The organism is Stenotrophomonas sp. YJH_SMC_127 (genome assembly GCF_059372445.1).
Window position 1 is genome coordinate 623,182 of sequence record NZ_JCAFVO010000001.1, and the last position, 25,732, is coordinate 648,913.

A 25,732-nucleotide genomic window follows, 5' to 3' on the forward strand; every position below is an offset into this window, starting at 1 on the left:
GTCTGGAGTCACCACCATGAATACCCGCATTCCCCCCGGTCCGGGCGCCGTGCCCATGCCGTCGCGCCGCCTGTTCGTGCAGGGCCTGGCCGCCGGCGGCGTGGTTGCCGGCATCGCCGCCGTCGGCGTACCACAGCGCGCGCTCGCCGCCGCCACGGCCACCCCGCGCCTGGCCGGCGCCCCAGCCGTGCTCAGCGACACCCGCATCGAACTGGCCATCGGCGAATCACTGGCCAACTTCACCGGCCGCACCCGCCCGGCGATCACCGTCAATGGATCGCTGCCGGCGCCGATCCTGCGCTGGCGCGAAGGCCAGACCGTGGACCTGTTCGTGCGCAACACGCTGGAACGCCACCCGACCTCGATCCACTGGCACGGCATCCTGCTGCCGGCCAACATGGACGGCGTGCCCGGCCTGAGCTTCAACGGCATCGGCCCCGGCGAGACCTACCACTACCACTTCCAGCTGAAGCAGTCGGGTACCTACTGGTACCACAGCCACTCGATGTTCCAGGAGCAGGCCGGCCTGTACGGCGCGCTGATCATCGATCCGGCCGAACCGGCGCCGTACCGGCACGACCGCGAGCACGTGATCATGCTGTCCGACTGGACCGACATGGATCCGGGTGCGCTGTTCCGGCGCATGAAGAAGCTCGCCGAGCATGACAACTACTACAAGCGCACCCTGCCCGACTTCCTGCGTGACGTGAAGCGCGGGGGCTGGTCAGCCGCGCTGTCCGACCGTGGCATGTGGGGGCGGATGCGGATGACGCCGACCGACATCTCCGACATCAACGCCCACACCTACACCTACCTGATGAACGGCACCGCCCCGGCCGGCAACTGGACCGGGCTGTTCCGCAGCGGCGAGAAGGTGCTGCTGCGTTTCATCAACGGCGCCTCGATGACCTACTTCGATGTGCGCATTCCCGGCCTGAAGATGACCGTGGTCGCCGCTGATGGCCAGTACATCCACCCGGTCAGCATCGATGAATTCCGCATCGCGCCGGCCGAGACCTACGATGTGCTGGTGGAACCGAGCGGCCAGGATGCCTACACGATCTTCTGCCAGGACATGGGCCGCACCGGCTACGCTGCCGGCACGCTGGCGGTGCGCCATGGCCTGCAGGCGCCGATTCCCGAGCGCGACCCACGCCCGTTGCTGACGATGAGCGACATGGGCCACGACATGGGCAGTGGTGGCCACGGCGGCCACGACATGACCGCGATGAAGGGCATGGAAGGCGGCTGCGGCGCCAGCATGGGCCACGGTGCGCATGGCGGCGGTGATGCCGCCAGCAAGGCGCCGAAGCACCCGCCCAGCGAGCGCAACAACCCGCTGGTGGACATGCAGAGCTCGGCGACCGAACCGAAGCTGGACGACCCCGGCATCGGCCTGCGCGACAACGGCCGCCAGGTGCTGACCTATGGCGCGATGCGCAGCCTGTTCGAGGACCCCGATGGCCGCGAGCCCAGCCGTGAGATCGAACTGCACCTGACCGGGCACATGGAGAAATTCTCCTGGTCGTTCGATGGCATTCCGTTCGCCAGCGCCGAACCGCTGCGGCTGAACTACGGCGAGCGCATGCGCATCGTGCTGGTCAACGACACCATGATGCAGCACCCGATCCACCTGCATGGCGTGTGGAGCGATCTGGAGAACGCGCAGGAGGAATTCCAGGTGCGCAAGCACACCATCGACATGCCGCCCGGCACCCGCCGCAGCTACCGCGTGCGCGCCGATGCGCTCGGCCGCTGGGCCTACCACTGCCATCTGCTGTACCACATGGAAGCGGGCATGATGCGCGAAGTGAGGATCGAAGAATGAGCCGCTCACTGCTTTCCCCCAGCCTGCTGGCCCTGGGCCTGGCCGCCGCATTGCCGGTGTTCGCGCAGTCGCACGCCGGGCATGACATGGCCGCGATGGATCCGCCCGCAAAGACCGCCAACGCGCCGGTCGAACAGGCCGATCATTCGAAGATGGATCATTCGAAGATGGATTCGGGCGCCACAGATCATGCCGGCATGGATCACTCGAAGATGGACCATGGCGCGATGCAACCGGCGGCGATGGACCATTCGCAGATGGACCACGGGGCAATGGGCCATGCCACGCCCGCGCCCACCGAACCGCGCGCCCCCATCCCGGTGCCGACCGATGCCGACCGCGCTGCCGCATTCCCACCGATCGCGCACGGTGCGATGGAGCATGCGCCGGAGATCAACAGCCTGCTGCTGATCGACCGCCTCGAACATTGGGACGGCAAGAGCAGCAATGGCCAGGCCTGGGAGGCCACCGGCTGGATCGGTGGCAACATCAACCGCCTGTGGCTGCGCACCGATGGCGAACGCAGCCGCGGCCGCACCGAGTCATCGTCGCTGGAAGCACTGTATGGCCGCAGCGTGTCGCCGTGGTGGGACGTGCTGGTCGGCGTGCGCCAGGACTTCCGCCCGGCCGACTCGCGCACGTGGGCGGCCATCGGCATCCAGGGGCTGGCACCGTACAAGTTCGAGAGCTCGGCCACGCTGTATATGGGTTCCGGCGGCCAGGTGCTGGCCAAGGCCGAGGTCGAGTACGACGTGCTGCTGACCAACCGCCTGATCCTGCAGCCGCTGCTGGAAGCCACCGTCGCTGCCAGGGATGAACCGGAGTACGGCATTGGTCGCGGACTGAACAAGGTCGAAGCCGGGCTGCGCCTGCGCTATGAGTTCAGCCGCCGTTTTGCGCCATACATCGGCATCAGCCACGAGCGCACGTTTGGCGACACCGCCGACTACGCCGGCGACCACGCGCGCGACACACGCTGGGTGGCCGGCGTGCGCATGTGGTTCTGAGCAGCGGCTCGTGCGCAATGGCCAGCCCCGGCAGCCGCCGGGGCCGGCTACACTGCGCCACGTTCCAGTGCAGGCACCGCCATGTCGTTGCAGATCCGCCGCGCCACCCTTGCCGATGTCGATGCCCTGTCGGCGATCGCCATCACCACCTACACCGAAACCTGGGGCGACTCGTACCCCGCGCAGGAGCTGCATGATTTCCTGCAGGCGCACTACAGCAGCGAACCGCAGCGCACTGAACTGTCCGACCCACGCAGTGCCATCTGGCTGCTGATGGACGGCGACGCCGTGGTCGGCTACCTGGCCGCCGGTGCCAACACCCTGCCGCATGCCGATGCACGCGAGGGCGACATCGAACTGAAGCGGTTCTACATCCTGGCCGCACACCAGAACGGCGGCCATGGTGCACGCCTGATGGACGCGTTCATGGCCTGGCTGGACCAGCCGCAGCGCCGCACCCTGTGGGTGGGCGTATGGGAAGAAAACTTCGGCGCGCAGCGCTTCTACGCGCGCTATGGCTGCAGCAAGGTCGGCGAGTACGACTTCATCGTCGGTGATACCCACGACCGCGAGTTCATCCTGCGGCGGCCATGATCATGCAGCCATGTAGCGTCGAGCCATGCTTGGCCAGGGTCTGCAATATCCAGTCGAGCATGGCTCGACGCTACAAACTAGAAATCGAACAGTTCCGACAGGAAGCTGTCCTTCTTCTTTTTCTTGTAGCCCTGGCCCCGGTTGTCCTCGTAGCGCTGGCCGAGGTGGCGGGTATCACGGTGCATCACCAGTGGCGGCGACGCCGGCTGAGCCTGCACGGGCGCTGGCGGCGGTACGGCCGCACCGGCGCCTGCGCGCTCGATGATCTTGTCCAGCTCGCCACGATCCAGCCACACGCCGCGGCAACTTGGGCAGTAATCGATCTCGATGCCGTGGCGTTTGGCCATCTGCAGCGTCTGGGTCTTGCACACGGGGCACAGCATCGGTATTGCTCCTGTCGGTCTGGTTTCGACTGTACCTGCACCGCGATGACTGTGCGGCAACGCGTGACCGATGGCACAGGGACTTCCGGCGCGTGCCCACATGCGTACCGCGCGGCACACTGCGCCCTTGTTCCGCAGGGAATGCGTACATGACCGTATTGTCCCGCCTGCCCACCACCGCGCGCCTGTTGCTGGTGCTGCTGGGTGTCGGCCTTGGCCTGAACCTGCGGGATATCGCCGCGGCCATCGGCACACCGGTTCCCGCACTGCCCATCCCCTATGGCGGCAGCCTGTTGGACAACGCGCTGGCGGTGCTGGTGGCACTGCTGCTGGCCGCGCTGCTGCGGCCCCGTGACATGGGCCTGATGGCCAGCTTGGGACTGCGCGGAAACGGCTGGGGCGGCCCGTTGTGGGTGCTGCTGGCCAGCCTGCCCTGCTGGCTGGGACTGGCGCTGCTCGGAACTCCGAACACGGCACTGACTGCGCTGGATGCCACGATGCTGGCCGCGCTGTTCCCGCTGGCCGAGGAAGTGCTGTTCCGTGGCCTCGGCTTCGTGCTGCTGGTGAAGATCGTGCGCGGTCCGTGGCCGTTGCTCGCGCTGCCGCAGGCACTGCTGTTCGGCATGGTGCACTGGCTCGGCTTCGGCGGGTTCGACGGCGGCGGCATCGCACTGTTCATTGGCGCGATGATCGCGCTGGGCGGCTTCATCTTCGCCTGGCTCGACCACCTCGACGGCGACACCCTGTGGTGCGGCCTGATCCTGCATGTTTCGATGAACCTTGCCTGGAATGTGTTCAGCCTCGATGACGCCATCGCATTGGGTTGGCAGGCCACCGGCCTGCGCATCGGCACCGCCCTGCTCGCGGTGGCGGTGCTGGCCTGGCACGTGCGGTTCAGGCGCCAGAGAGGGCTGTAACGCCCGCTTAGCTTGCCGTGCACGTCGGGATCACTACCGGCTTGCGCATACTTGCGCGCCTTTTCACCGTTGCTGTCCGGAGTTGTCGCGTCATGTTGCTGTCCAAGCGCCACGTTGAACCCCGCGTCCTGCTCATCGAGGACGCCGAGGAAACCCGCGAGCTGAGCCGACTGGCGCTGGAAAGCCAGGCCTGCCACGTAGTGGGCGTGAGCTCTGCCGAAGCGGCGCTGGGCCTGCTGGCGGCCGGTGAGCGTTTTGACCTGCTGTTCACCGACGTCAATCTGGGGGCGATCAGTGGCATCGAAGCCGCCAACCGGGTCCGCAGCCTGTATCCCCAGCTGCCGATCCTGGTGACGTCGGGCATGGACCAGCACCAGGTGCTGCCGCAGCTGCGCGACGGCATCCATTTCCTGCCCAAGCCCTACAACATGAGCGAGCTGCTCGACGCCATCCGGCTGTGCTTCCGGCACGCCGATGTGGGCGTATTGACCGGGCCGGACGCACAGGCGGCCTGAGGCATTCATCCACACCACACCCCGGTATCCATGCCATGCGTGGATGCCACCGGCCATCAACCGCCGGTATACGGCCCCTCGCCCGGCATCACTTCCAGCAGCGCACGGGTGATCGCCCGCGGGTAGACGGTCAGGTGGTCCTCACCGTCGATCACCACGTTGTCCACCTTCAGCTTGCGGCCACTGCGCTGAAGCTGGGCGGTGAAGTCGGCGGTCTGGCGCAGCATGTCGTTGCCGGTTGAATAGCGCGGCCCGGGCTTGTCCGTTTCATAGCTGCCCACCGACAACAGAACGCGCGTGGGCTGCGCCGGGATGACGGCAACGTCCTGCATGCGTGGCAGCAGTAGCTGGTCGAACCACAGCGACGGACTGGACAGGATGTAGGTGCTGAACAAGTCCGGCTGGGTGGTCAGCACATAGGCGCCGAACAGCGCGCCATAGGAGTGGCCGGCGAACATGCGGCGGGTGGGATCGGTGCGGTAGCGCGCATCGACCATCGGCAGCACCTGCGCCGCCAGGAAATCGCGGTAGTGCGCGGCCCCGCCGTAGGAGACGTCGTCGCTGTAGTAGCCATCGACCGTACGCGCCGGGGTGCTGGGCGTGTAGTCGCGCGAGCGGCTCTGCTTGGAGGTCAGCCCCTCCTGCGGCGGCAGCCCGACCAGGATGAAATCCTCGATGTTGACGCCCTTCTGCCCAACCAGGTTGCGCACGCTGCGCACCAGCGGGAAGCTGTACAGCGCATCGGTCACGTACAGCACCGGATAGTGCTTTTCCGGATGTGCGGCGTAGTCGGCCGGCAACGCCACCCAGATCGGGTAATCGCGTCCCACCGGGTCGTGCACGCGCAGCGCCTCGGTATCCGGCAGCACCACGCCCTGCGCGGCGGTGGCCGCGCTTTCCTTCGCTTCATCCGGAGTTGCCGGTGGCGCCACCGACATCGCACAGCCCCCCATGGCCAGGCAGGCCGCCACACTCCATCCACGCACACGCTGCATCCACACTCTCCCGTTGCGGGCGACGCACCCGGGTGGCGTCGCTACCGCATCCTCACACGTCGCGCGGCGCCGCGCCACGCGCGGTCAGGGCGAGGCCGGCGGCGGCGCCGGGAACAGTGTGCGCAGCGCCTGCAATGCGGCCGGGTGGTAGACGGTCGCGTGGGTTTCCTCCGGCAGCGGCAGGTACTTCACCAGCGGCGACGGCGAGGCCTGCTGCAGCAGCGCGGCCAGTCGTGCCGTGGAGGCGGCCAGTTCCGGTTGCCCGCTGCTGGCCAGGAACACGTGCGGCTGTGCACGCGTCACCGCCGGCAGCTGCCGGGATGCTCCGGCCAGCATCGCACCACGGTTCCACCACAGGCTGGGGTCCAGCGCGATATAGCTGTTGAACAGCGTCGGCTCCTGCAGCAGCGTCTCGACCACGAACAGGCCAGCCAGCGACTCACCGATCAGCGCACGCTCGTCTGTGGTCGGGTAGCGCTGGCGTACCTGCGGCATCAGTTCATCGCGCAGGAAGCTGCGGTAGGCCGCCGAGCCACCGATGCGTGGCGCGATCTTCTGGTCCTGCGGGTCGCTGCTGGGGCCGGTCATGTCGCGGCGGCGCTCGGTATTCTCGATGCCGACCAGCAGGAACGGACGCATGCTGCCATTGCCGGTCAGCACCTGCACCAGCCCTGCCACATGCAGGAAATCCTCGCCGATGCCGCCATCGGCCATGTACAGCACCGGCAGCGGCGCCTTCGGATCCAGGCCCCAGGGCTGCGGACGATAGACATTGATGCGGCGGGTCTCGCCCAGTGCCTTCGACTGCACGGTGAAGGTCTCGCCGATGACCAGTGGTGCGGCCGCAGCGGTCGATGCCGGCGGTGCTGCCGGCACGGTGGGAACAGCTGCGAGGCCCGGCCCTGCGGCGGCCAGCAGGATCAGGGCGGAGAGAGCGACGACGCGCATGCGAACTTCCATTTTCGAGAGGACGGCCAGCATAACTGCGCCGGCGCCCTCAACGGCGATCCAGTTCGATCACGGCCTGGCAGGCACGGAGCTGGTCGTCGGCATCGCGTCCGATTCGAACAAGCGCTGCCGCAACCTCTGCTCGTAACTGGGCGCCCGCATCACGTTCGCCGGTGCGGGCGGCGGCTTCGGACAGACGGCCGGTATGGCACGCGGCGAGGTCGTCGCGCAGGCGGAGAGTGCCAGCGCGCAGGGCAGCCACCACATCGGCATCCACCTCGGCCGCGCGCTCACGATCCTGTTCATGTTGTTCCCCCAGTGAGGCCATCGCCTCGCTCCGTTCTTCCTGATCCCGGCGCAACCGCCGTTCGGACTGCACCGCGCCGGCCTGTTGCTCCACATCGGCACGCGCCATCGCGAGGTCGCTGCGATCACCGCGCCAACGCCAGCCAGTCATGAACATCAGCAACGACCACAGCAGCAGCGACGCCATCACCACCAGCATGCGCGGCATGGGTCACTGCTCCGCCAGGCAACGCGCGTGGCGCTGCTGCTGGCGCTCCCACACTCCCCAGCACACGGTGTTGGGGCGGCCGTCGATGCGGGTTGAACAGTCGTAGCCCCCTGCCCGTCTCCACAGCAGCAAGGCATCGCAGGCCTGGTGATACTCACCCTGCAGCAGATGCCGGCGCATCGACGACGCGCGCCAGTTGCCGATGCCGTACTGGTAGAGGAAATCGACATAGACGTCGTACTCGCCCTGGCTGAGCGCCACACCGGGCAGCGACGCGCGGAACTGCCCTTCCTCCCTGGCCAGATGAGCCTGCACGGCATGCAGCGCGCGTACCGGCGTGGTGCGGTCGCCCAGCCTCACCGGCGTGCCATCCTCGCGAACGGTCGAGCCGAAGCCATAGGTGGGCCGGTCATTGCGCGTGGGCACCACTGCGGCGTCGGTGTATCCCTCGCGGTCAACGATGGCGATCAGGCCCGCAGCACTCAGCGCAAGCGCGGCGACCAGGCTGCGTACCGGCAATGTACTGCCGGGCCGGCTCATTCGCGCTCCCTGCGGCGCCATTCGCGCAGCCAGCGCCAGCCCAGATAGGCAATCTGCGCCGCCAGGTAGATGATGGTGAGGACCACGACCAGGCGGTCCAGGGTGATGCCGGCTGCAAGCGCACCGGCGACGGTAACCGGTGGCGCCGACTTGATGGCCGCCGCGCCGGCCGTGCTGATGATTTCTTCTTTCATGATGGGTCCTGGAGGGAATGCAGGCCGCGTCGCATCGACGTGGCCCGAAGGGGTGCCCGCCCCGCTGCCGGCTCGGCACGAGGGTTGTTCCGGTCGGGAGGCGGGCGGAAGATCGGTTCCGCCGCTCATGCGGCCTGGGCGATGCCCTCCATCCAGCCACGTACGCGCTGGAAGCCAAGTTCGACCAGGTTGAGGTAATGCCGGTTGGATACCGGCCGCTGCCCGCTGTTGGCCAGCAGCAGATTCGCCGTTTCGAATCGTTCGACCTTGCGTCGGCCACGCCCGCAGTAGTAGCCGCGCAGCGCACAGGCCATCGCCACGTTGTCACGCGCGACCGCCGTGATGATGTCTTCGATCTGCTGCGCCAGCTGATCGGTTTCCAGAGGCTTGTAGCCCTGAGCCCGCCCCGGCATGTCACCACGATGCTCGATCAGCACCGCCAGCAGGTTGCGCGACTGGAAGCCGAGGTATTCGCAGTCGCGATGCAGCGCATATTCGCCGCCCCAGTGCTCCAGGCGGCTGCGGACATACTCACCGAACGTATCAAGCTGCATGGGTGGCTTCTCCTTTGACGGGCGACGGGGCCGGACCGAACACATCCGGGCGCAGGGATTCGCGGCGCACGGCGCCCGCAGTGGCCAGCTCGATGCGCCGGCACAGGCGTGCGCCGGGAAGCTTGTGGCCGCGGGCGATCATGTAGAGGGTCCGCAGCGCGCAACCGGTCTGGTGGGCCAGGCGGCGCATGACGGGACAGCTGGGGGTGCCGTAGCCCCCTTGGGAGATGGCGTAGTCGATGAGGTTCATGGGCCACACATTACTGCTACGGTAATGGGTAGTCAATACCGTTTTGGTCATTTGCTGGATTGGTAATGCAGCGCACCATCTACAGATGGACGCCAGTACCGCTCGCACCCTCAACATGCGCCTCCGCGTGGCCGCCGCCGGCGGCCCGGCCGAGTGGGCCCGCCTGTACGGTGGCACCCGCTGGGCCCAGCCCCAGGTCAGCCAGTGGATTTCCGAGAGCAACCCGAAGAGCATCGGCCATCGGCTTGCGCGCGATCTTGAATCAGTGATGCAGCTTCCACATGGAACGCTGGATCGCGTCGATCAGGACGGAGACGTGTCGCTTCAGTCTCAATCTGCGGGACTGGATTTCGAGAAAATGAGCGCTGCGGTCAAGGTGCTTTCGCACTACCTGGAGCTGGTCGGCGATCCACCGGAATGGATCTACGATCCCGTGCTGCTGGAGACCGCATTCATGGTCGTGGACGAGTTCGGTCAGCCCTCTGCACCGGACAATGTGCTCGACCTGACGAAGCTTCTGGCAAGACGGATCAGGGAGGCAAAGGATGACTCACACGCGACTCGAGGAGCTCGCACAGCGGTTGGCCGCTAGGACCCAGGAACTGCGCGGCGAGCGCACCCCGGCGCCGGCATTGCGGGTGGTGGCGGGAGACGCACATGTGGTCCGCGGGGAGAGGCGCATGGACGCGATCATGCGCGAGTGGCATTGCCGCATGATCCGCAACGTACGCCGACGCTGGGGCGAACCCATGCAGCATGTGATCGACCAGGCATGTTGCGGTGTGGTCAACATCGAGCAGCTCGCCGACGACGCACTGATCCAGTTGCACAAGGACATGGAGCGCGCGGAGGAGTGCATCCGCGAGGGCATTTCCTTCCACGACGCCGGGCTGTTGCGCGCGCATTACGGCTGACAGCGTCCCTGGCCGGCCGGAAACGGCCGGTTCTGATGAGATCAATTACCTGAAATTACCAATATTTTTACCTTAAAGGTAATTTTTTTAAGGTGAGCGACGTGGGGGTAGCAGCGATGGAAGCAGGTGCGCGGAGCGCCGCTTCCCCGCACCCGCTGCCAGCGGGCGCCGGGGAGTCGATAGCACCTGCAACACCGCATCGTTGCAGCGGCGCTTCCCCCATTGCGGAAGTGCTTTGAAGGAAGCAACAAAAAAGGCGCCCCTTGGGCGCCTTGATCGTCAATGCAATGGTGGGCCGTGAAGGATTCGAACCTTCGACCAAAAGATTAAAAGTCTTCTGCTCTACCGACTGAGCTAACGGCCCGATGCATCGCCCGGCCTTTCGGCGGGGTCCGCATTCTACCCTACTTTGCCGGGTCGCGCGAAGTACAGGGTTGGTGCGTGTGCCGGCCAGCGGCCGGCACTACCCGGTCGGGTCAGCCCGCTTAAACCTTCCGGGCCTTCCACGCATCCCATCCATGTTCAACACCCGGAGCCACGGATGCGCTTTTCCAGCTATCTGATCGCCATCCTGCTGTTGCCCTGCACAGCAGTGGCCTCGCCGTCCCAGGTCGTCACTGACGACATCGCCCGCTTTTGGGCCACCTATGACGCGGTGCGCGCCGAGCCTGATGCCGAACGCCGCGTGGTGCTGGTCCAGCAACGCTACATCGATCCCGGCAGCCCCGGACTGCATGCACTGACGCAGGTCCGCAACTACACGGCCCGCGAATACGCCGAGGCCATGCAGTCATGGCCACGCTTCTGGACTTCGGTACGGCCGTTGACTGCGAACGCGCAGCAGGCCAGCGCCACGCTGGACCGGGACCTGGACGCGTTCCGCGCGCTCTACCCTGCACTGCGTCCGGCCACCATCACCTACGCGATGGGCGTGCTGCGTACCGGCGGCACCACGTTGGGCGACAAGGTGTTGATCGGGGCGGAGATGGCGCTGGGCGATGAGCGCGTGGACGTAAGCGAGCTGCCCGAGCCGATGCGCGGCCGCCTGCGGATCTTCTACGACAGCCGCCCCGGTGCGAACAACGCGCAGAACAACCTGCACGAGTACGTGCATACCCAGCAGCGCGAGACCACTGGCAGCCTGGCCCAGTACGCAGTACGCGAAGGCGTAGCCGAATACGTGGCAGAGCGCATCAGCGGTCGCCGTCCGGCACTGCCGCTGTACGCCTATGGGCCCGCGCACGAGGCACAAATCCGCACGCGCTTCCTTGCCGAGATGCACGGTGACAGCCTGGACAACTGGCTGTACAACAGCGCGCGCAATCCGTTCGGGGTGAGTGATCTGGGCTACTACGCCGGATACCGCATCGCGCAGGAGTACATGCGCCAACAGACCGACGAGGGGGCCGCCATCGCGCGGATGATCGAACTGGACTACGCCGATCCGGACGCGGTGCGCGGCTTCATCGAGGCATCGGGATGGTTGCAGGCCCGGTAGGTCAAGGAGTGCGAACCAACGGTTCGCACCCACCGAGAGGGGGGCGGTCGCACCCACCGAGAGGGGGTGGTTCGCACCCACCGAGAGGGGGCGGCTTGCACCCACCAAGAAGGGGCGGTTCGCACCTGCAGTGAAGCCGGCCAGCGGCCGGCTCTACCAGACGCGGTCAGGCGTACAGCGTGGGGTCGGGCACGCCGGCCTCGGCAAAGCCCTGCGCGCGCAGGCGGCAGGCATCGCAATGACCGCAGGCGGCGCCGTGAGCGTCGGCGTTGTAGCAGGACACGGTCAGGCCGAAGTCCACGCCCAGGCGCACGCCTTCGCTGACGATCTGGCCCTTGCTGAGGAACTGCAGCGGTGCGTGCACCTTGATGCCCGCACCTTCCACGCCCGACTTGGTGGCCAGGTTGGCCAGCGCCTGGAACGCCGCCACGAACTCGGGGCGGCAGTCCGGGTAGCCGGAGTAATCCACGGCGTTGACGCCGCAGAAGATGTCGTTGGCGCCAAGCACTTCGGCCCAGCCCAGGGCCAGCGACAGCATGATGGTGTTGCGCGCCGGCACATAGGTGACCGGAATGCCGGCACCGCCGGCCTCCGGCACGTCGATGTCGTCGGTCAGTGCCGAGCCGCCGATGCTGCGAAGGTCCACGTCCACGGTTTTGTGCGCGACCACGCCCTGGGCCTTGGCCACGCGGGCGGCAGCGTCCAGTTCGGAGGTATGGCGCTGGCCATAGCGCACGCTCAGGGCATGCACGGCGAAGCCCTGTTCCTGGGCCATGGCGATGACGGCGGCTGAATCCATGCCGCCGGAGAGAAGCACGACTGCCTTCTTCATGGGAAAAACATCCGGTTGGGAGGGGAAAGCCAGCACGCTGTCCCGCGCCGGAGTTACATCAGGGAACGCTGCGCCGGCTCATCGGCCCGGCTCGTCGTTCCACAGGATTTTATGCAACTGCATCTGGAAGCGCACCGGCAGCCGGTCTTCGACAATCCAGTCGGCCAGCTGCCGCGCGGTGATCTCGCCCTTGCTGGGCGAGAAGAACACGGTGCAGCGCTGCACCAGGCCGTGCTCGGCGACCATCGCCTTGGCCCAGTCATAGTCCTCGCGGTTGCAGATGACGAACTTGATCTGGTCGCGGGCGGTCAGCAGCGGCAGGTTTTCCAGGCGGTTGCGGGCGGCTTCGGCCGAACCCGGCGTCTTGATGTCGACGACGCGCGACACCCGCGGGTCCACCGCGCTGACGTCCAGCGCACCGGAGGTTTCCAGCGAGACGTCCGTGCCGGCATCGCACAGCTTTTCCAACAGCACCAGGCAGCGCTTCTGCGCCAACGGCTCGCCACCGGTCACGCAGACGTGGCGCACGCCCTGGGCCAGCACCTCGGCCACGATGTCGTCGATATCCCACCAGGTGCCGCCGTGGAAGGCATAGGCGGTGTCGCAGTACTGGCAACGCAGCGGGCAGCCGGTCAGGCGCACGAACACGGTTGGCCAGCCGGCGGTATCGGCTTCGCCCTGCAGCGAGGTGAAGATCTCGGTGATCTTCAGGCGTGGCAGGGGCGACTGCACGATCTCACTGGGCGTGGCGGCGGCGCTGGACGGAGTAACGGCGGTCATGGCGGGTACTTCTTGGTGGGACACGTGGCGGGTGGGCTACCGTGGCCGGTAACGAACGCAGCCGAGCATGGCTCGGCTCTACGAAAACAACCGGGCAGACAGGGCCCGGCGCTGCCGGATCCGGGCGGGTTTGCCGAACCGGAAACGAAAGCAGCCGAGCGTGGGCTCGGCTCTACAGGGCACCTATTGTACGCCGGGTCAGCGGATCAGCGGATCTGCTTGCCGAGGCGGATGGACTGCAGACGGTCCTGCGCGGTGCGCGCGGCGTCCGAGCCGGGGTACTGCGCCACGACGGCCTCCAGCGTCTGCTGGGCCTGGTCGACCTTGCCCTCGCCATACTGCGAGAGACCGACCTTGAGCAGGCCGCCGGCGGCCTTGTCGTGGGTCGGATAGCGCGAGAGCAGTTCGCGGAACTGGGTCTCGGCCATCGGGAAGTTGCGGGTGGCGTAGTAGCTCTCGCCCAGCCAGTACAGCGCGTTCGGCGCGTAGACGCCGTTCGGGTACAGCTGCAGGAAGCTCAGGAACAACTGCGCCGAATCATCGTACTTGCCGGCCTTCAGCGAATCGAAGGCGACGTTGTAGGAGGTGCGCTCGTCGCCGGTGGCGGCAAGACTGCCGGCATCACCGTGGACGGAAGGCGGCCGCTCGGAAGTGGCCGCCGCTGCGGGTTTTGCCGGGGCCGGTGCGGCCTTCGGCGCGCTCGCCGGAACGGGCGGCAGGGCCGGGGCGGCATTGCCCCCTTCCAACCGGTTCAGGCGGCTGTCCAGATCCAGGTACTGGTCCTGGGCGGACTGCTTGAGCTGGGCGTTGTCGTGCTGCAACTGCTCGATCGAGGCCTGCAGGCTGGTGACCTGCTGCCGCAGCTGATTGATCTGGTTCAACAGGTCCTGGTTGGCGCTGTTGTTGTACATCTGCTGCTCGAGCGCGCCGACACGGTCGGCCAGGCTCTGTCGCTGTGCATGCGCCGGTGCGGCAGCCACGAGGGCTGCCGCAACGACCAGCATCAGTTTGATGCCAATGCGCATGGATTACTGCGCGGTGTAGACGATTTCGACGCGACGGTTCTGCGACCAGCAGGACTCGTTCGACTCGGTGCAGACCGGACGCTCTTCACCGTAGGACACGACGGTCAGCTGCGAAGCCGAGCCACCGTTGGCCTGCAGGGCCGAGTTGACGCCGTTGCCACGACGCTCACCCAGGGCCTGGTTGTACGCGCGCGAACCGCGTTCGTCGGTGTGGCCCTGCAGGGTGATGCGCGAGGACGGACGGTCACGCAGGTACTTGGCGTGGCAAGCCATGATGGCCTGGAATTCCGGCTTCACGTCTTCCTTGTCCAGGTCGAAGTAGACAACGCGCTGGCGCAGGCAAGCGTCGGTGTCCAGGTCGCCCGGGCCGTACAGGCCGGAGGTCGACGGACCGGTCGGGGTGGTGGTGGAGGTGCCGGTGTCGACCGGGGTTGCCGGCTCTTCCTTCACCTTCTTCGAGCAACCGGCCAGGACGGCCACAGACAGCAGGGAAACAAGCAGAACGCGGGTGGACTTGTTCATGGCGATACCTTTGTGGCTCCTAGGCCGATGAGGGGTTCAAGACAGCGAAAATATTAACACTCTTTTAGCGCTGGGTACGGTATGGGGACCATGCCGGTTCGCGCACATCTCCGTCAGCCAGAACCAACCGCTGGCGCACGCGCGCATCGGCGGAAACGGCGTACAGCACACCACGGCCACCCTCGCGGGCGGCGTACAACACCATGCTTGCGTTGGGCGCAAAGCTCGGAGATTCATCCAGCGAACCCGGGGACAGCGTGCTCCAGCGGGGCGAACCCAGCGAGCTGTCCATCATCGCGATCTTGTAGCTGTTGCCCGAGCCCTGCGCAACGGCGATCTTCTTGCCGTCGTAGGACACCGAGGGCTTGGCATTGTAGTTGCCCTGGAAGGTCACGCGCTCGGCACTGCCGCCACCGGCGCCGACCTTGTAGACCTGCGGGCGGCCGCCGCGGTCGGAGGTGAAGTACACCGCGCTGCCATCCGGCGCCCAGGTCGGCTCGGTGTCGATGGCGAAGTGGTTGGTCAGCTGGGTCAGCTGCTTGCTGCCCAGGTCCATCACGTAGATTTCCGGGTTGCCCGAACGCGACAGGGTCAGGGCCAGCTTGCGGCCATCGGGTGAGAACGCCGGGGCGCTGTTGATGCCGCGGAAGCTGGTGACCAGTTCGCGCGCACCGGTGCCGATGTTCTGGATGTAGATCGCCGAATTGCCACGCTCGAAGCTGACGTAGGCCAGCTTGCTGCCATCCGGGCTCCACGACGGCGACAGCAGCGGCTCGGCCGAACGCACGATGGTCTGCGGGTTGTAGCCGTCGGAGTCGGCCACCATCAGCGCATAGCGCATGGCATCGCCCTTGCCGCTGGCGGTCACGTAGGCGATGCGGGTCCAGAAGGCGCCGCGCACGCCGGTGATCTTCTCGTAGATGGCGTCGGCCATCTGGTGGGCGACGTCGCGCATGGCGTTGCCACGGGCGGTCATCGCCAGGCCCAGCAGGCGCTCGCCCTTGGGCACGTCGAACAGTTCGTACTCGACGCGGTAGGCACCGGCACCGGCATCGAGCACGCGGCCGACCACGATGTAGTTCTGCTTCAGCGCGCGCCAGGTGGCGAACTGGATGTCACCGCCACGCACGGGCTTCTCGACGATCTGCGCTTCCGGCAGCGTGCGGAACTGGCCCGAACGCTCCAGGTCGGCGCGGACCACGCCGGCGACGTCGGTCTGCGGAGCGGCCGACGAACCCTGGTAGGGCATCGGCACGATGGTGATCGGCAGGGCGGAGGCATTGCCGCCGATGATGTCGATATCCAGCCCCTTCTGCTGCGCGACGGCAGCAAAGGGCAGCAACAGGGCCGCAAACACGGCAAGCCAGCGAGGCATCTTTTTCATGGAGCGCTCAATAGGGGGAAACCGGAACGAGGGATAACAAAGCGGGAGTGAACCGCTTCGCAATCATGAACCAAGGGTACGTGAATTCCGGGTCAGTTCCAGCCCGTCCTCTCACGCACCGTTAACGTCGTGGCTAACATCGCACCTGCCTGCCCCGGGCACGCCGCCCCTCGGGGCGGTGTTCGACAGCAGCCTGCAGCCTGCCCGGCCGAAACCGAGCACGCCAGAGGCAAGCGCGACATCCGTGGGCAGGAGTGGCCCGAGGCCACCCCTGCCCTGCCCGCCTCAGCGATCCTGGGCGGTAAAGGTGAAGTTGAGCGTACGCGCGAACACCGACTCGAAGCCGCGGTACGGCAGTGGCTGCGCATTGAGCACCGCGGCCTCGATCGAACGCTTGCCGGCCTCGTCATAGGGGCAGTTCGGGCTGACCTTGGCCTGCATCACCGTGCCGCCCGGAATCTGGGTGATGGTGATCTGGCAACGCTGGCCCAGCGGCACCGTATCCGGGCGCACCCACTGCGACAGCACCTTGGCCTGGATCGCTGCGGCGTACTTGGCTGAAAGATCGTCGCTGTTGCCACCACCACCGGCCGCCGGCTGGGAAGCGCCGCTGGAGCCGGCAGCGGCACTGCCGGCAGCATTGCGCGCGGCGGCGACCTCGCGCAGCTTCCGCTCGGCCAGCTTGGCTTCCTTCTCGGCCTGCTCGCGGCGGGCACGGATCTCGGCGATCTTCTTCTGCTTCTCGGCCTCGGCCTTGTCAGCCGCGACGCGCTCCTGCTCGGCCTGCTTCTTCTTCTCGTCCGCTTCCTGCTGTTTGGCCAGGCGCAGCTTCTGCTCCGCTTCTTCCTGGCGCTTGCGTTCGGTCAGGTCGATCTGCTCCTGGCGGCGCTTGGCTTCCTGTTCCTGCTTGGCCTTCTCCTGCGAGATGGCCAGTGCGCTCACCGCTTCCTGGTCCTTGGTGTCCGGCTGCGCAACACGCTCCTGCGCCTGTTGCTGCTGGGGCGTGGGCGCGTCCTGCGGGCGCGGCTCGGGAATCGGCTGCGGCGGCGGAATGGTGTCTTCCGGCACCGGGATCGGCTCGGCGACCGGCGGCGGCAGGTCCTCCAGCTTCTCCGACTGGCGCAGCGCCTGGCGTGCGGCGGACGCCTCGGAGGCGGACAGCGCCAGGCTGGCCTCGACCGAGGGGTCGCCAGCGGCGGCATCGGTGTTGCGCTGGGGCGACCACAGCCAGGCCACGATGAAGACCAGCGCGACCAGCAGGTGCACCAGCAAAGCCAGCGCCAGGGGCAGACCCCAGCCGGGTTCGCGCTGATGCGGGGATGGCAGGGCGTCAGCGTGCATCGGTGGCCAGGCCTACCTTGTCTACCTTGGCGCGCTTGATCACGTCCATCGCGGCAATGACCTTCTCATAGGCCACGGCGCGGTCGGCGGCGACGATCACGCGCACGCCCTTGTCCTGGGCGGCGATGCCGGCCAGGCGGCCTTCCAGTTCCTCGGTCGACACGGCGGCCGGCTCCTTGGCGTCGGGCAGCTTCAGGCTGAGCTGGCCGTCCTGGCGCACCGAGACGATCACCGGGTCCTGCTTGCTCTCCAGCGCCTTGGCGTTGGACTGCGGCAGGTCGACGTCGAAGCTCAGGGTGAGCAGCGGTGCGGTGACCATGAAGATGATCAGCAGCACCAGCATGACGTCGATGTAGGGAACGACGTTGATTTCCGATTTCAGCTTGCGGCGCTTGCGGCGACCGATGGCAGCGGACATGGCTTGGACTCCCGGGTCAGGCGCTTACTCGTCGCCAGCGCTCTGGCGCTGCAGGATGGAGCTGAACTCTTCGGCGAAGGTCTCGAACCGCACCGACATGCGCTCCACGCGGGTGGTGAAGCGGTTGTAGGCCCACACCGCCGGGATCGCCACGAACAGGCCGATGGCGGTGGCGAACAGTGCCTCGGAGATGCCCGGCGCGACGGCGGCGATACCGGCCTGGGCACCGCTGCTGATCATGTCGTGCATGGTCACCATGATGCCGAACACGGTACCGACCAGGCCCACGTACGGGGCAGTCGAGCCGATGTTGGCCAGCAGCTCCAGGTTGCGCTCGAGCTGGTCCACTTCACGGGTGTAGGTGGTGCGCATGGCGCGCTGCGCGCCTTCAAGCTGCGCACGGCCATCCAGCCGGCGCTTGTCGCGCAGGCGGGTGTACTCGCGGAAGCCGGCTTCGAAGATGGCTTCCAGGCCGGTCACGCTGCGGCTGCGGTCGGTGGCTGCGCTGTACAGCTTGCCCAGGTCGGCGCCGGACCAGAAGCGGTTCTCGAACTCGTCGGCTTCGCGGGTGGCCTGCTTGAACACGCGGGCCTTGCGGAAAATGATCACCCAGCTGACGAACGAGCCGACCAGCAGCAGCAGCACGATGATCTTCACCGGCAGGCTGGCCTTGGCCATCAGTTCGAGGTAGTTGATGCCGCCGCCGGTGGTGGCCTGGGCAAGGGTCTGTGTCGCGGCGTTGCTGACGTCGGCCGGCAGTGCCTCGGTGACCGTGGCCTGCAGGGCCAGGAGCGTTGCGATCATCCGTTGTTCCTCAATGTTCGGATTCGGGGTGGAGGTGGGGTTGCAGCACGGCAAGGACGGCATCGTCCATGCCACGCGGGCGGAAACTGGCCGCTTCCAGTGCGGCGATGCGGACCTGCGCGGACAGCAGCAGCTCGCCGTCGCGCAGGATCTGCTGGTCGAAGACCATGCTGGCCTTCTTCAGCTGGACCAGGCGGGCAGTCACCTGCAGGGTGTCATCCAGCCGTGCCGGCCTGATGAAATCCATCTGCATCGAGCGCACCGCGAAGACCATCCCGTGCTCGGCGCGCATGCGCTCCTGGCCGTAGCCGAGCGCGCGCATCCATTCGGTCCGGGCCCGTTCCATGAAGGCCACGTAGCGGGCGTGGTAGACCACCCCACCTGCGTCGGTATCTTCCCAGTAAATGCGTGTCGGCCAACTGAATCGGGGCTCAACCGACATCGGGAACCTCCGCGAACAGGTCCTGCGGCGGGTTCTTCGGCTTCAGGCCCATGTGCCGGTAAGCCTTGTGGGTGGCCATGCGGCCGCGCGCGGTACGCACCAGGAAGCCCTGCTGGATCAGGTACGGCTCGACCACGTCTTCCAGCGTGCCACGCTCTTCGGACAGCGCCGCGGCCAGCGATTCGATGCCGACCGGGCCGCCGTCGAAGTAGTCGACCAGGGTCTTGAGCAGGCGCCGGTCGAGCTCGTCGAAGCCCTCCGGATCGACCTTGAGCATCTTCATCGCGGCCTGTGCCACGGCCTCGTCGATGTGGCCGCCGGCCTTCACCTGCGCGTAGTCGCGCACGCGGCGCAGCAGGCGATTGGCGATACGCGGGGTGCCGCGCGCGCGGCGCGCGATCTCGCCGGCGCCATCGGCGGTGCAGTCGATGCCGAGGATGGTGGCCGAACGGCGCACGATCCGGGTCAGCTCTTCGACGCTGTAGAACTCCAGGCGCTGGACGATGCCGAAGCGGTCGCGCAGCGGCGCGGTCAGCAGGCCGGCGCGGGTGGTGGCACCAATCAGGGTGAACGGCGGCAGGTCGATCTTGATCGAACGGGCGGCGGGGCCCTCGCCGATCATGATGTCGATCTGGAAGTCTTCCATCGCCGGGTACAGCACTTCCTCGACCACCGGCGACAGGCGGTGGATCTCGTCCACGAACAGCACGTCGTGCGGCTGCAGGTTGGTCAGCAGTGCAGCGAGGTCGCCGGCCTTCTCGATCACCGGGCCGGAGGTCACCCGCAGGGCCACGCCCAGCTCGTTGGCGATGACGTGGCTGAGCGTGGTCTTGCCCAGGCCGGGCGGCCCGAAGATCAGCACATGGTCGAGCGCGTCGCCACGGGCCTTGGCCGCTTCGATGTAGATCTCCAGCTGCTCGCGCACCGGGGCCTGGCCGAGGTAGTCGGCCAAGCGCTTGGGGCGGATGCTGGCGTCGGCGGCGTCATCCTCGCGGGTGGCGCCGGCGCCGATGATGCGGTCGTCGGTCATGTGCTGATTATGCGGCAAAAGCGTATGGGGTCGGATCCGTTTTCCAGAGGAAAACGGCTCTGACCCCGAACCGGAACACCGGGAACATGGGGTCAGAGCCCTTTTCCTGCGGAAAGGGATCCGACCCCGCGCGCGTCAGATCTCGACCTGGGCCCCGAGTTCGACCAGGCGGTTGCCCGGAATCCGGAAGAAGCCGGTCGCAGGAGCGGCATTCCGGTGCATCAGCGCGAACAGCTTGTCACGCCAGATCGGCATGCCGCGGTTGGCGGTGGCGACGATGGTCTCGCGACTGGCGAAGAAGGTGGTGTCCATCGGATCAAAATAGATGCCACCGTGGTCGCACGAGCGCATCAGCGCCAGCGGCACGTCCGGGGTCTCCATGAAGCCGAAGCGCACGTAGACGCGGTAGAACTCGTCACCCACCGATTCGATCTTCAGCCGCTGCCCTTCCATCGCATACGGGATCGGCAGGGTTTCCACGTGCAGGAACACGTTGCGCTCGTGCAGCACCTTGTTGTGCTTGAGGTTGTGCATCAGCGCATGCGGCGCCACGGTCGGGTCGGCGGTGAGGAACACCGCGGTGCCCGGCACGCGCACCGGCGGGGCCAGCATCAGGCCCGGCAGGAAGGTATCCAGGCGGATGCCGTCCTTGCGGATCTCGTCGCGCAGCAGCTCGCGGCCACGGCGCCAGGTGCGCATCATGGTGAACAGGAAGATGCCCAGCACCACCGGGAACCAGGCGCCCTGCAGCAGCTTGGCGCCGTTGGCGATGACGAAGCCGAGGTCGATGATGAAGAACACCACGCACAGCGGCAGCAGCCAGCCACGCGACTTCGGCCACAACGTCCGCGCCACCACGGCCAGCAGCAGGGTGTCGATCAGCATCGTGGCCGACACCGAAATGCCGTACGCCACGGCCAGGTTGGACGAACTGCGGAACGCCAGCACCAGCCCGAACACCATCACCGCAATGCCCCAGTTGATGCCCGGGATGTAGATCTGGCCGATGGTGTCGTGCGAGGTGTGCTTGATGCGCATGCGCGGGATGTAGCCCAGCTGCATGGCCTGGCGCGAGACCGAGAATGCGCCGGTGATGACCGACTGCGAGGCGATCACCGCCGCCATGGTGGCCAGGATGATCATCGGGTACAGCGCCCACGACGGCACTGCCTCGAAGAACGGGTTCTTCAGGGCCTCGGGGTGGTTGAGCACCAGTGCGCCCTGCCCCAGGTAGTTCAGCACCAGGCACGGCAGCACGAAGAAGTACCAGGCGTGGCGGATCGGGCGCAGCCCGAAGTGGCCCATGTCCGCATACAGCGCTTCGCCGCCGGTCACCGCCAGCACCACTGCACCGAGAATGAAGATGCCGTGCCAGCCGTGCTCCATGAAGAAGCGGATGCCCCACCAGGGGTTGAAGGCCTTCAGCACCTCGGGCGCATCGACGATGTTGTAGATGCCGATTGCCGCCAGCGACACGAACCAGATTGCCATGATCGGGCCGAACGCCTTGCCGATCTTCTCGGTACCGAAGCGTTGCGCGGCGAACACCGCCAGCAGCACCACCAGGGTGACCGGCACGATGAAGACATGAAGTCCGGGCGCGGCCACCTCCAGGCCTTCGACCGCACTGAGCACGGACATGGCCGGGGTGATCACGCCGTCGCCGAAGAACAGCGAGGCGCCGAAGATGCCGAGGATGCCCACCACATAAGCCGAGCGCGAGCCGTTGCGCAGCGTGCGTTGGGTCAGCGCCATCAGCGCCATGATGCCGCCTTCGCCATCGTTGTCGGCGCGCATGATGATGGTGACGTACTTCAGGGTCACCACCAGGTTCAGCGCCCAGAACGCCAGCGACAGCACGCCCAGCACGGTGTCGTGGTCGCTGTTGAGCCCGTAGTGTGGCGAGAACGCCTCCTTCAGGGTGTACAGCGGGCTGGTACCGATATCGCCGAACACCACGCCGATCGCACCGATGACCAGCGCCAGTCCTCCAGCGGAGGGGGCGTGGCCATGGCCGCCGGGGGCGGCTGCGTGCGGGGTTTGACTGCTGGACATGGGACTCCTGGCGAAGCTCAGGCGGTAGGTTGGGGAAAAGGGACGCGGTTCAGCGCAGCGCGGACTGCAGCGCCTTGCGGATCACGGTGGCCACTTCGTCGCCTTCATTGAAGGCATCGCGGGCCATGCGGGCCGCTTCGGCCGGCTTGTAGCCCAGCTGCTGCAGGGCCACGGTGGCATCGGACAGCGGATCGGCCGGGGCCGGACCACTGCCGGTGGGCAGCGCGCCGCCGGCACCGAACTGGGCCGCGCGGTCACGTAGTTCCAGCACCATGCGTTCGGCGGTCTTCTTGCCAATACCCGGGATGCGGGTCAGCGCGGTGATGTCGCCGGCCTGGACCATGCGCGCGAATTCTTCGACGCTGACGCCAGACAGCACGGCCAGCGCGATCTTCGCGCCGATGCCGCTGACCTTCTGCACGTCGCGGAACAGGCGCCGCTCGCCCTCGCGCAGGAAGCCGTACAGCGAGACGCTGTCTTCCTTCTGCGAGTAATGGGTGTACAGGGTGACCTCGCGGCCGAGCTCGGGCAGGTCGTAGAAGGTGCTCATCGGCGCCTCCAGTTCGTAGCCCACTCCGTTCACGTCCACCACCAGCCACGGCGGCGCCTTGTAGGCGACGATGCCGCGCAGTCGACCGATCATTGCGTGCAGCTCCTCATTTGCGGCCCCACGCCTGGCGGGCACTGAGCCCCAGGCGGTTGGCCGTCGCCCTTACGTGGGCATGGGTGATCGCCACCGCCAACGCGTCGGCCGCGTCGGCCTGCAGCTTGGTTTTCAGGTTGAGCATGAGCCCGACCATGTGTTGAACCTGTTGCTTTTCGGCACCACCGCGCCCGACCACCGCGAGCTTGATCTCGCTGGCGGCGTATTCGTGCACCGGCAGGTCGCGCAGCACCACGGCCGAGATCGCCGCGCCGCGGGCCTGGCCCAGCTTCAGCGCCGAATCGGGATTGCGCGCCATGAACACCTTTTCGATGGCCACTTCATTGGGCTGGTACTCGCGGCACAGATCGGCCAGGCCCAGCACCAGCAGTTTCATGCGCTGCGGGAAGTCGTCGGCGCCCAGCAGCACCAGCGGCTGGTGGTGCACGTAACTGACGCGGCCGGCGGCGTCGACATCGATGATGCCGACCCCGGTCCGCTGCGAACCGGGGTCGATGCCGAGGATGCGGGTCATGCCGCGCTCCTGGCGGGGCGGAACGGGGGGCGCTGGCAGGCGTATGGGCTCATGACTGTCCGCGGTGACCATTCAACGGCCCGCGCCCAGGCCGTCGAGGACGGCTCAGGCGTAGGCGTCGGCGCCGAGTTCGGCGTTGGAATACACGTCCTGCACGTCGTCCAGGTCTTCGAGCATGTCCAGCAGCTTCTTGACCTGCAGGGCGACCTCGCCCTCGACCTTGATGTCGTTGTCGGCGCGGAAGGTGATCTCGGCGTGGTCGGCGACATGCCCGGCGGCGGCCATCGCGTCCTTGACCGCGTTGAACGCGTCAGGGCTGGTGACCACGTCGATCGAGCCGTCATCGGGGTAGACCACGATGTCGTCGGCGCCGGCCTCGATGGCTGCTTCGGTGATGGCTTCCTCGTCGGCACCCGGGGCGAAGCTGAGCACGCCCAGGCGCTTGAACATGAAGGCCACCGATCCTTCGGTGCCCATGTTGCCGCCGCACTTGCTGAACGCATGGCGGACGTCGGCCACGGTGCGCACGCGGTTGTCGGTCAGGCAGTCGACGATCACGGCCACGCCACCCGGGGCATAGCCTTCGTAGCGGATTTCCTCGTAATCGACGCCTTCCAGTTCACCGGTGGCCTTCTTGATGGCGCGCTCGATCACGTCCTTGGACATGTTCACGGCCAGGCCCTTGTCCACCGCCACGCGCAGGCGCGGGTTGTTGTTGGGGTCGCCTCCACCGCCGCGCGCGGCAACGCCGATCTCGCGGATGATCTTGGTGAAAATCTTGCCGCGCTTCGCGTCGGACGCGTTCTTGCGGGCTTCGATGGAGGGGCCTCTACCCATGGGTGCTACCGTCTGGCTGCTTCAGGATCAAGGCGCGGATTCTACCTGATCGGGCGCTGCAACCGTGTCTAGGCCCGTATTGTTGTAGCGCCGGGCCAATGCTCGGCTCAATGGGCCCGACGGAATGCAGCCGAGCATGGGCTCGGCGCTACAAGGCGGCCCCGCCTGCCCTGCCCCTATGCCGCCGCCGCGTCGCGGCTGTGGTCGAAGTGGCCGTGGCGCAGGAAATGCGCGGTCTGCCGCGCGGCGTCGGGCGACACCACCAGGCCGCTGTGGCTGGTACGCACCACGCAATGGTCGGCCAGGCCCGGCAGGCGGGTCTCGGCCAGGGCCACGGTGCCGTCGGACGCATCGTCGATCGCGCCCAGCAGGCTGCCCAGCCCGTGCGGCACCGAACCGGCGATCAGGCCAACCTCGGCCTTGCCCTGCCAGTCCGGCAGGCCGTCCAGCAGCAGCTCGCTGCTGCGCCCCAGCGCCAGGCCCCAGCCATGATCGGACAACGAGCGCGCGGTACCACTGCCGCGCAGCGGCGAGCCCAGGCAGACCACGCGCTGCACTGGCAGCTGCGGATCGCGGCGCAGCGCCTCCAGTGCCAGCAGTCCGCCCAGGCTGTGACCGACCAGCGACAACGGCCCGGCGTCGGCCAGACGTTCCAGCAACTGCGGCACTGCCACATCGGGGCCACCGAACACCGAGGGATAGCCGAACGCGTGTACCTGGAAACCACGCGCGCGCAGGCGCCAGGCCAGTGGCCCGACCCAGGCACGGGCATTCCAGATGCCATGCAGCAGCAATACGGGGGGAGTCATGCAAACAGCCTGGCGGTCAGCGGGGCAGGAACGTGAGGTGATTGAACACGCGCGCGCGGCAAGCGGCGGTGAACGTCAGGCCGCGCGCGGCGCGCGGCGCAGGATGAATTCGAGGTCCTGGGTGTCGCCGACAGGGAACAGGTACTCGCCGGCCTTCTCGAAACCGTAGCGGGCGTAGAAGCGCTGCGCGCCGAAGTTCTCCGACCACACGCCCAGCCACAACGTGCGCGGGCCTTCGTGTTCCAGCCAGGCCAGCGCGGTTTCCAGCAGGCGGCTGCCCCAGCCGCAGCTCTGCTGCGTCTTGACCAGGTACAGCCGCTTGAGTTCGCCGTCACCGGGTTTCACATCTGGATGCGGCAGGCCACAGGGGCCGGCGGCGGCATGGCCGACCGCCTCCCCATCCAGTTCCAGCAGCCACACCGCGTAATCGGGGTGGGCCAGGATCACGCGCTGGCGCTCGACCGTGTAGGCCTCCTCGAGGAAGGCCTGCAGGTCCTGCGGCGGGTACAGATGGCCGAAGGTTTCAGTGAACGTGCGTGCGGCCAGCGCCGACAGGGTCGGCGCGTCGTCCACAGTGGCGCGGCGGATCGAATACATGCAGGAAGTTGACGTCAGGGCGAAGCG

32 protein-coding genes and 1 tRNA gene are annotated in these 25,732 nt (G+C 67.0%); 8 read left to right on the forward strand and 25 right to left on the reverse strand.

The annotated features are described in order from the left end of the window. Nucleotides 1–16: 16 nt before the first annotated feature. The 3 genes from AC5QAB_RS02780 (at nucleotide 17) to AC5QAB_RS02790 (ending at nucleotide 3,429) form a co-directional block, all read left to right on the forward strand. Nucleotides 17–1,828: a copper resistance system multicopper oxidase gene (locus AC5QAB_RS02780; protein WP_197561391.1), complete on the forward strand. Its 1,812-nt coding sequence runs from the start codon at nucleotides 17–19 to the stop codon at nucleotides 1,826–1,828. Beyond that, nucleotides 1,825–2,835 (forward strand): copper resistance protein B, encoded by a 1,011-nt coding sequence (locus tag AC5QAB_RS02785; protein WP_053496105.1) that lies wholly within the window; start codon nucleotides 1,825–1,827, stop codon nucleotides 2,833–2,835. Before AC5QAB_RS02780 ends, AC5QAB_RS02785 begins: the two co-directional genes overlap by 4 nt. An 81-nt stretch (nucleotides 2,836–2,916) precedes the next feature. Continuing rightward, nucleotides 2,917–3,429, forward strand: a complete 513-nt coding sequence (locus AC5QAB_RS02790; protein WP_032958968.1) for a GNAT family N-acetyltransferase — start codon at nucleotides 2,917–2,919, stop codon at nucleotides 3,427–3,429. 77 nt (nucleotides 3,430–3,506) lie between these two features. On the opposite strand, the gene AC5QAB_RS02795 is transcribed toward AC5QAB_RS02790, so the two are convergent. After that, nucleotides 3,507–3,812, reverse strand: coding sequence for a zf-TFIIB domain-containing protein (locus AC5QAB_RS02795; RefSeq protein WP_197561392.1), 306 nt, complete (start codon nucleotides 3,810–3,812; stop codon nucleotides 3,507–3,509). Between the two features lie 149 nt (nucleotides 3,813–3,961). On the opposite strand from AC5QAB_RS02795, the gene AC5QAB_RS02800 reads away from it, so the two are divergent. Both AC5QAB_RS02800 and AC5QAB_RS02805 read left to right on the forward strand, forming a co-directional pair. Beyond that, nucleotides 3,962–4,729 carry a CPBP family glutamic-type intramembrane protease gene (locus AC5QAB_RS02800; protein WP_197561393.1) on the forward strand — a complete coding sequence of 256 codons (768 nt, stop codon included), beginning with the start codon at nucleotides 3,962–3,964 and terminating at the stop codon, nucleotides 4,727–4,729. 92 nt (nucleotides 4,730–4,821) lie between these two features. Continuing rightward, entirely contained in the window at nucleotides 4,822–5,244 is a 423-nt protein-coding gene (locus tag AC5QAB_RS02805; RefSeq protein WP_014648113.1) for a response regulator, read from the forward strand. A 56-nt stretch (nucleotides 5,245–5,300) separates the two neighbouring features. On the opposite strand, the gene AC5QAB_RS02810 is transcribed toward AC5QAB_RS02805, so the two are convergent. From AC5QAB_RS02810 to AC5QAB_RS02840, 7 genes are all read right to left on the reverse strand, one after another. Next, nucleotides 5,301–6,239: an alpha/beta hydrolase gene (locus AC5QAB_RS02810; RefSeq protein WP_197561394.1), complete on the reverse strand. Its 939-nt coding sequence runs from the start codon at nucleotides 6,237–6,239 to the stop codon at nucleotides 5,301–5,303. An 84-nt stretch (nucleotides 6,240–6,323) separates the two neighbouring features. Further along, complete coding sequence (locus AC5QAB_RS02815; protein ID WP_100450488.1) at nucleotides 6,324–7,187, reverse strand: alpha/beta hydrolase; 864 nt, start codon at nucleotides 7,185–7,187, stop codon at nucleotides 6,324–6,326. Between the two features lie 49 nt (nucleotides 7,188–7,236). Then, entirely contained in the window at nucleotides 7,237–7,701 is a 465-nt protein-coding gene (locus AC5QAB_RS02820) for a lysis system spanin subunit (RefSeq protein WP_014648116.1), read from the reverse strand. A gap of 3 nt (nucleotides 7,702–7,704) precedes the next feature. Beyond that, entirely contained in the window at nucleotides 7,705–8,241 is a 537-nt protein-coding gene (locus AC5QAB_RS02825) for a glycoside hydrolase family protein (protein ID WP_014648117.1), read from the reverse strand. Continuing rightward, the gene (locus AC5QAB_RS02830) at nucleotides 8,238–8,435 is read right to left on the reverse strand and encodes a hypothetical protein (protein WP_014038210.1); all 198 of its coding nucleotides are present in this window, start codon (nucleotides 8,433–8,435) and stop codon (nucleotides 8,238–8,240) included. Before AC5QAB_RS02830 ends, AC5QAB_RS02825 begins: the two co-directional genes overlap by 4 nt. A gap of 125 nt (nucleotides 8,436–8,560) precedes the next feature. Next, a complete protein-coding gene (locus AC5QAB_RS02835; RefSeq protein WP_014038211.1) occupies nucleotides 8,561–8,989 on the reverse strand; it encodes a hypothetical protein in 429 nt (142 codons plus the stop codon). Next, nucleotides 8,979–9,239, reverse strand: coding sequence for a helix-turn-helix domain-containing protein (locus AC5QAB_RS02840; RefSeq protein ID WP_032958958.1), 261 nt, complete (start codon nucleotides 9,237–9,239; stop codon nucleotides 8,979–8,981). Before AC5QAB_RS02840 ends, AC5QAB_RS02835 begins: the two co-directional genes overlap by 11 nt. 85 nt (nucleotides 9,240–9,324) lie before the next feature. On the opposite strand from AC5QAB_RS02840, the gene AC5QAB_RS02845 reads away from it, so the two are divergent. Both AC5QAB_RS02845 and AC5QAB_RS02850 read left to right on the forward strand, forming a co-directional pair. Continuing rightward, nucleotides 9,325–9,831, forward strand: a complete 507-nt coding sequence (locus AC5QAB_RS02845) for a hypothetical protein (protein ID WP_069116304.1) — start codon at nucleotides 9,325–9,327, stop codon at nucleotides 9,829–9,831. A gap of 88 nt (nucleotides 9,832–9,919) precedes the next feature. Beyond that, nucleotides 9,920–10,153 carry a hypothetical protein gene (locus AC5QAB_RS02850; RefSeq protein ID WP_032958956.1) on the forward strand — a complete coding sequence of 78 codons (234 nt, stop codon included), beginning with the start codon at nucleotides 9,920–9,922 and terminating at the stop codon, nucleotides 10,151–10,153. A gap of 288 nt (nucleotides 10,154–10,441) precedes the next feature. Here AC5QAB_RS02850 and AC5QAB_RS02855 read toward each other — a convergent pair. Continuing rightward, nucleotides 10,442–10,517: transfer RNA gene (locus AC5QAB_RS02855), tRNA-Lys, on the reverse strand. A 177-nt stretch (nucleotides 10,518–10,694) separates the two neighbouring features. Between AC5QAB_RS02855 and AC5QAB_RS02860 the strand changes: the two genes are divergently transcribed. Then, nucleotides 10,695–11,651, forward strand: coding sequence for a DUF2268 domain-containing putative Zn-dependent protease (locus AC5QAB_RS02860; RefSeq protein WP_049406164.1), 957 nt, complete (start codon nucleotides 10,695–10,697; stop codon nucleotides 11,649–11,651). 166 nt (nucleotides 11,652–11,817) lie between these two features. Here the strand turns inward: AC5QAB_RS02860 and queC are convergent, their stop codons facing one another. The 16 genes from queC to AC5QAB_RS02940 all read right to left on the reverse strand — a co-directional run bounded on the left by queC (nucleotide 11,818) and on the right by AC5QAB_RS02940 (nucleotide 25,705). Further along, complete coding sequence (gene queC / locus AC5QAB_RS02865) at nucleotides 11,818–12,483, reverse strand: 7-cyano-7-deazaguanine synthase QueC (RefSeq protein WP_032958954.1); 666 nt, start codon at nucleotides 12,481–12,483, stop codon at nucleotides 11,818–11,820. Nucleotides 12,484–12,561: 78 nt separating this feature from the next. Then, entirely contained in the window at nucleotides 12,562–13,263 is a 702-nt protein-coding gene (gene queE, locus AC5QAB_RS02870; RefSeq protein WP_197561396.1) for a 7-carboxy-7-deazaguanine synthase QueE, read from the reverse strand. Nucleotides 13,264–13,469: 206 nt separating this feature from the next. Continuing rightward, nucleotides 13,470–14,288, reverse strand: a complete 819-nt coding sequence (gene ybgF, locus AC5QAB_RS02875) for a tol-pal system protein YbgF (protein WP_049406165.1) — start codon at nucleotides 14,286–14,288, stop codon at nucleotides 13,470–13,472. A 3-nt stretch (nucleotides 14,289–14,291) separates the two neighbouring features. Continuing rightward, nucleotides 14,292–14,810: a peptidoglycan-associated lipoprotein Pal gene (gene pal, locus AC5QAB_RS02880; RefSeq protein WP_014648158.1), complete on the reverse strand. Its 519-nt coding sequence runs from the start codon at nucleotides 14,808–14,810 to the stop codon at nucleotides 14,292–14,294. 64 nt (nucleotides 14,811–14,874) lie between these two features. Continuing rightward, nucleotides 14,875–16,194 (reverse strand): Tol-Pal system beta propeller repeat protein TolB, encoded by a 1,320-nt coding sequence (tolB, locus tag AC5QAB_RS02885; RefSeq protein WP_014038220.1) that lies wholly within the window; start codon nucleotides 16,192–16,194, stop codon nucleotides 14,875–14,877. Between the two features lie 285 nt (nucleotides 16,195–16,479). Continuing rightward, entirely contained in the window at nucleotides 16,480–17,535 is a 1,056-nt protein-coding gene (gene tolA / locus AC5QAB_RS02890) for a cell envelope integrity protein TolA (protein WP_197561397.1), read from the reverse strand. Then, nucleotides 17,525–17,953, reverse strand: coding sequence for a protein TolR (gene tolR, locus AC5QAB_RS02895; RefSeq protein WP_197561398.1), 429 nt, complete (start codon nucleotides 17,951–17,953; stop codon nucleotides 17,525–17,527). The genes tolA and tolR overlap by 11 nt, the downstream gene beginning before the upstream one ends. Before the next feature lie 24 nt (nucleotides 17,954–17,977). Further along, nucleotides 17,978–18,757: a protein TolQ gene (tolQ, locus tag AC5QAB_RS02900; protein WP_005410752.1), complete on the reverse strand. Its 780-nt coding sequence runs from the start codon at nucleotides 18,755–18,757 to the stop codon at nucleotides 17,978–17,980. A 10-nt stretch (nucleotides 18,758–18,767) separates the two neighbouring features. Further along, the gene (gene ybgC / locus AC5QAB_RS02905) at nucleotides 18,768–19,199 is read right to left on the reverse strand and encodes a tol-pal system-associated acyl-CoA thioesterase (protein ID WP_014648160.1); all 432 of its coding nucleotides are present in this window, start codon (nucleotides 19,197–19,199) and stop codon (nucleotides 18,768–18,770) included. Continuing rightward, nucleotides 19,189–20,229: a Holliday junction branch migration DNA helicase RuvB gene (ruvB, locus tag AC5QAB_RS02910; RefSeq protein WP_049465540.1), complete on the reverse strand. Its 1,041-nt coding sequence runs from the start codon at nucleotides 20,227–20,229 to the stop codon at nucleotides 19,189–19,191. The genes ybgC and ruvB overlap by 11 nt, the downstream gene beginning before the upstream one ends. Nucleotides 20,230–20,364: 135 nt before the next feature. After that, nucleotides 20,365–22,284, reverse strand: coding sequence for a potassium transporter Kup (locus AC5QAB_RS02915; RefSeq protein ID WP_014648162.1), 1,920 nt, complete (start codon nucleotides 22,282–22,284; stop codon nucleotides 20,365–20,367). Between the two features lie 49 nt (nucleotides 22,285–22,333). Continuing rightward, a complete protein-coding gene (ruvA, locus tag AC5QAB_RS02920; protein WP_014648163.1) occupies nucleotides 22,334–22,927 on the reverse strand; it encodes a Holliday junction branch migration protein RuvA in 594 nt (197 codons plus the stop codon). A 13-nt stretch (nucleotides 22,928–22,940) separates the two neighbouring features. Further along, nucleotides 22,941–23,462: a crossover junction endodeoxyribonuclease RuvC gene (gene ruvC / locus AC5QAB_RS02925; RefSeq protein WP_014648164.1), complete on the reverse strand. Its 522-nt coding sequence runs from the start codon at nucleotides 23,460–23,462 to the stop codon at nucleotides 22,941–22,943. A 105-nt stretch (nucleotides 23,463–23,567) separates the two neighbouring features. Beyond that, nucleotides 23,568–24,299 (reverse strand): YebC/PmpR family DNA-binding transcriptional regulator, encoded by a 732-nt coding sequence (locus AC5QAB_RS02930; protein ID WP_032128531.1) that lies wholly within the window; start codon nucleotides 24,297–24,299, stop codon nucleotides 23,568–23,570. A 176-nt stretch (nucleotides 24,300–24,475) separates the two neighbouring features. Next, nucleotides 24,476–25,108 (reverse strand): esterase/lipase family protein, encoded by a 633-nt coding sequence (locus AC5QAB_RS02935; RefSeq protein ID WP_032958946.1) that lies wholly within the window; start codon nucleotides 25,106–25,108, stop codon nucleotides 24,476–24,478. Between the two features lie 75 nt (nucleotides 25,109–25,183). Continuing rightward, nucleotides 25,184–25,705 carry a GNAT family N-acetyltransferase gene (locus AC5QAB_RS02940; RefSeq protein ID WP_097049923.1) on the reverse strand — a complete coding sequence of 174 codons (522 nt, stop codon included), beginning with the start codon at nucleotides 25,703–25,705 and terminating at the stop codon, nucleotides 25,184–25,186. Nucleotides 25,706–25,732: the final 27 nt, after the last annotated feature.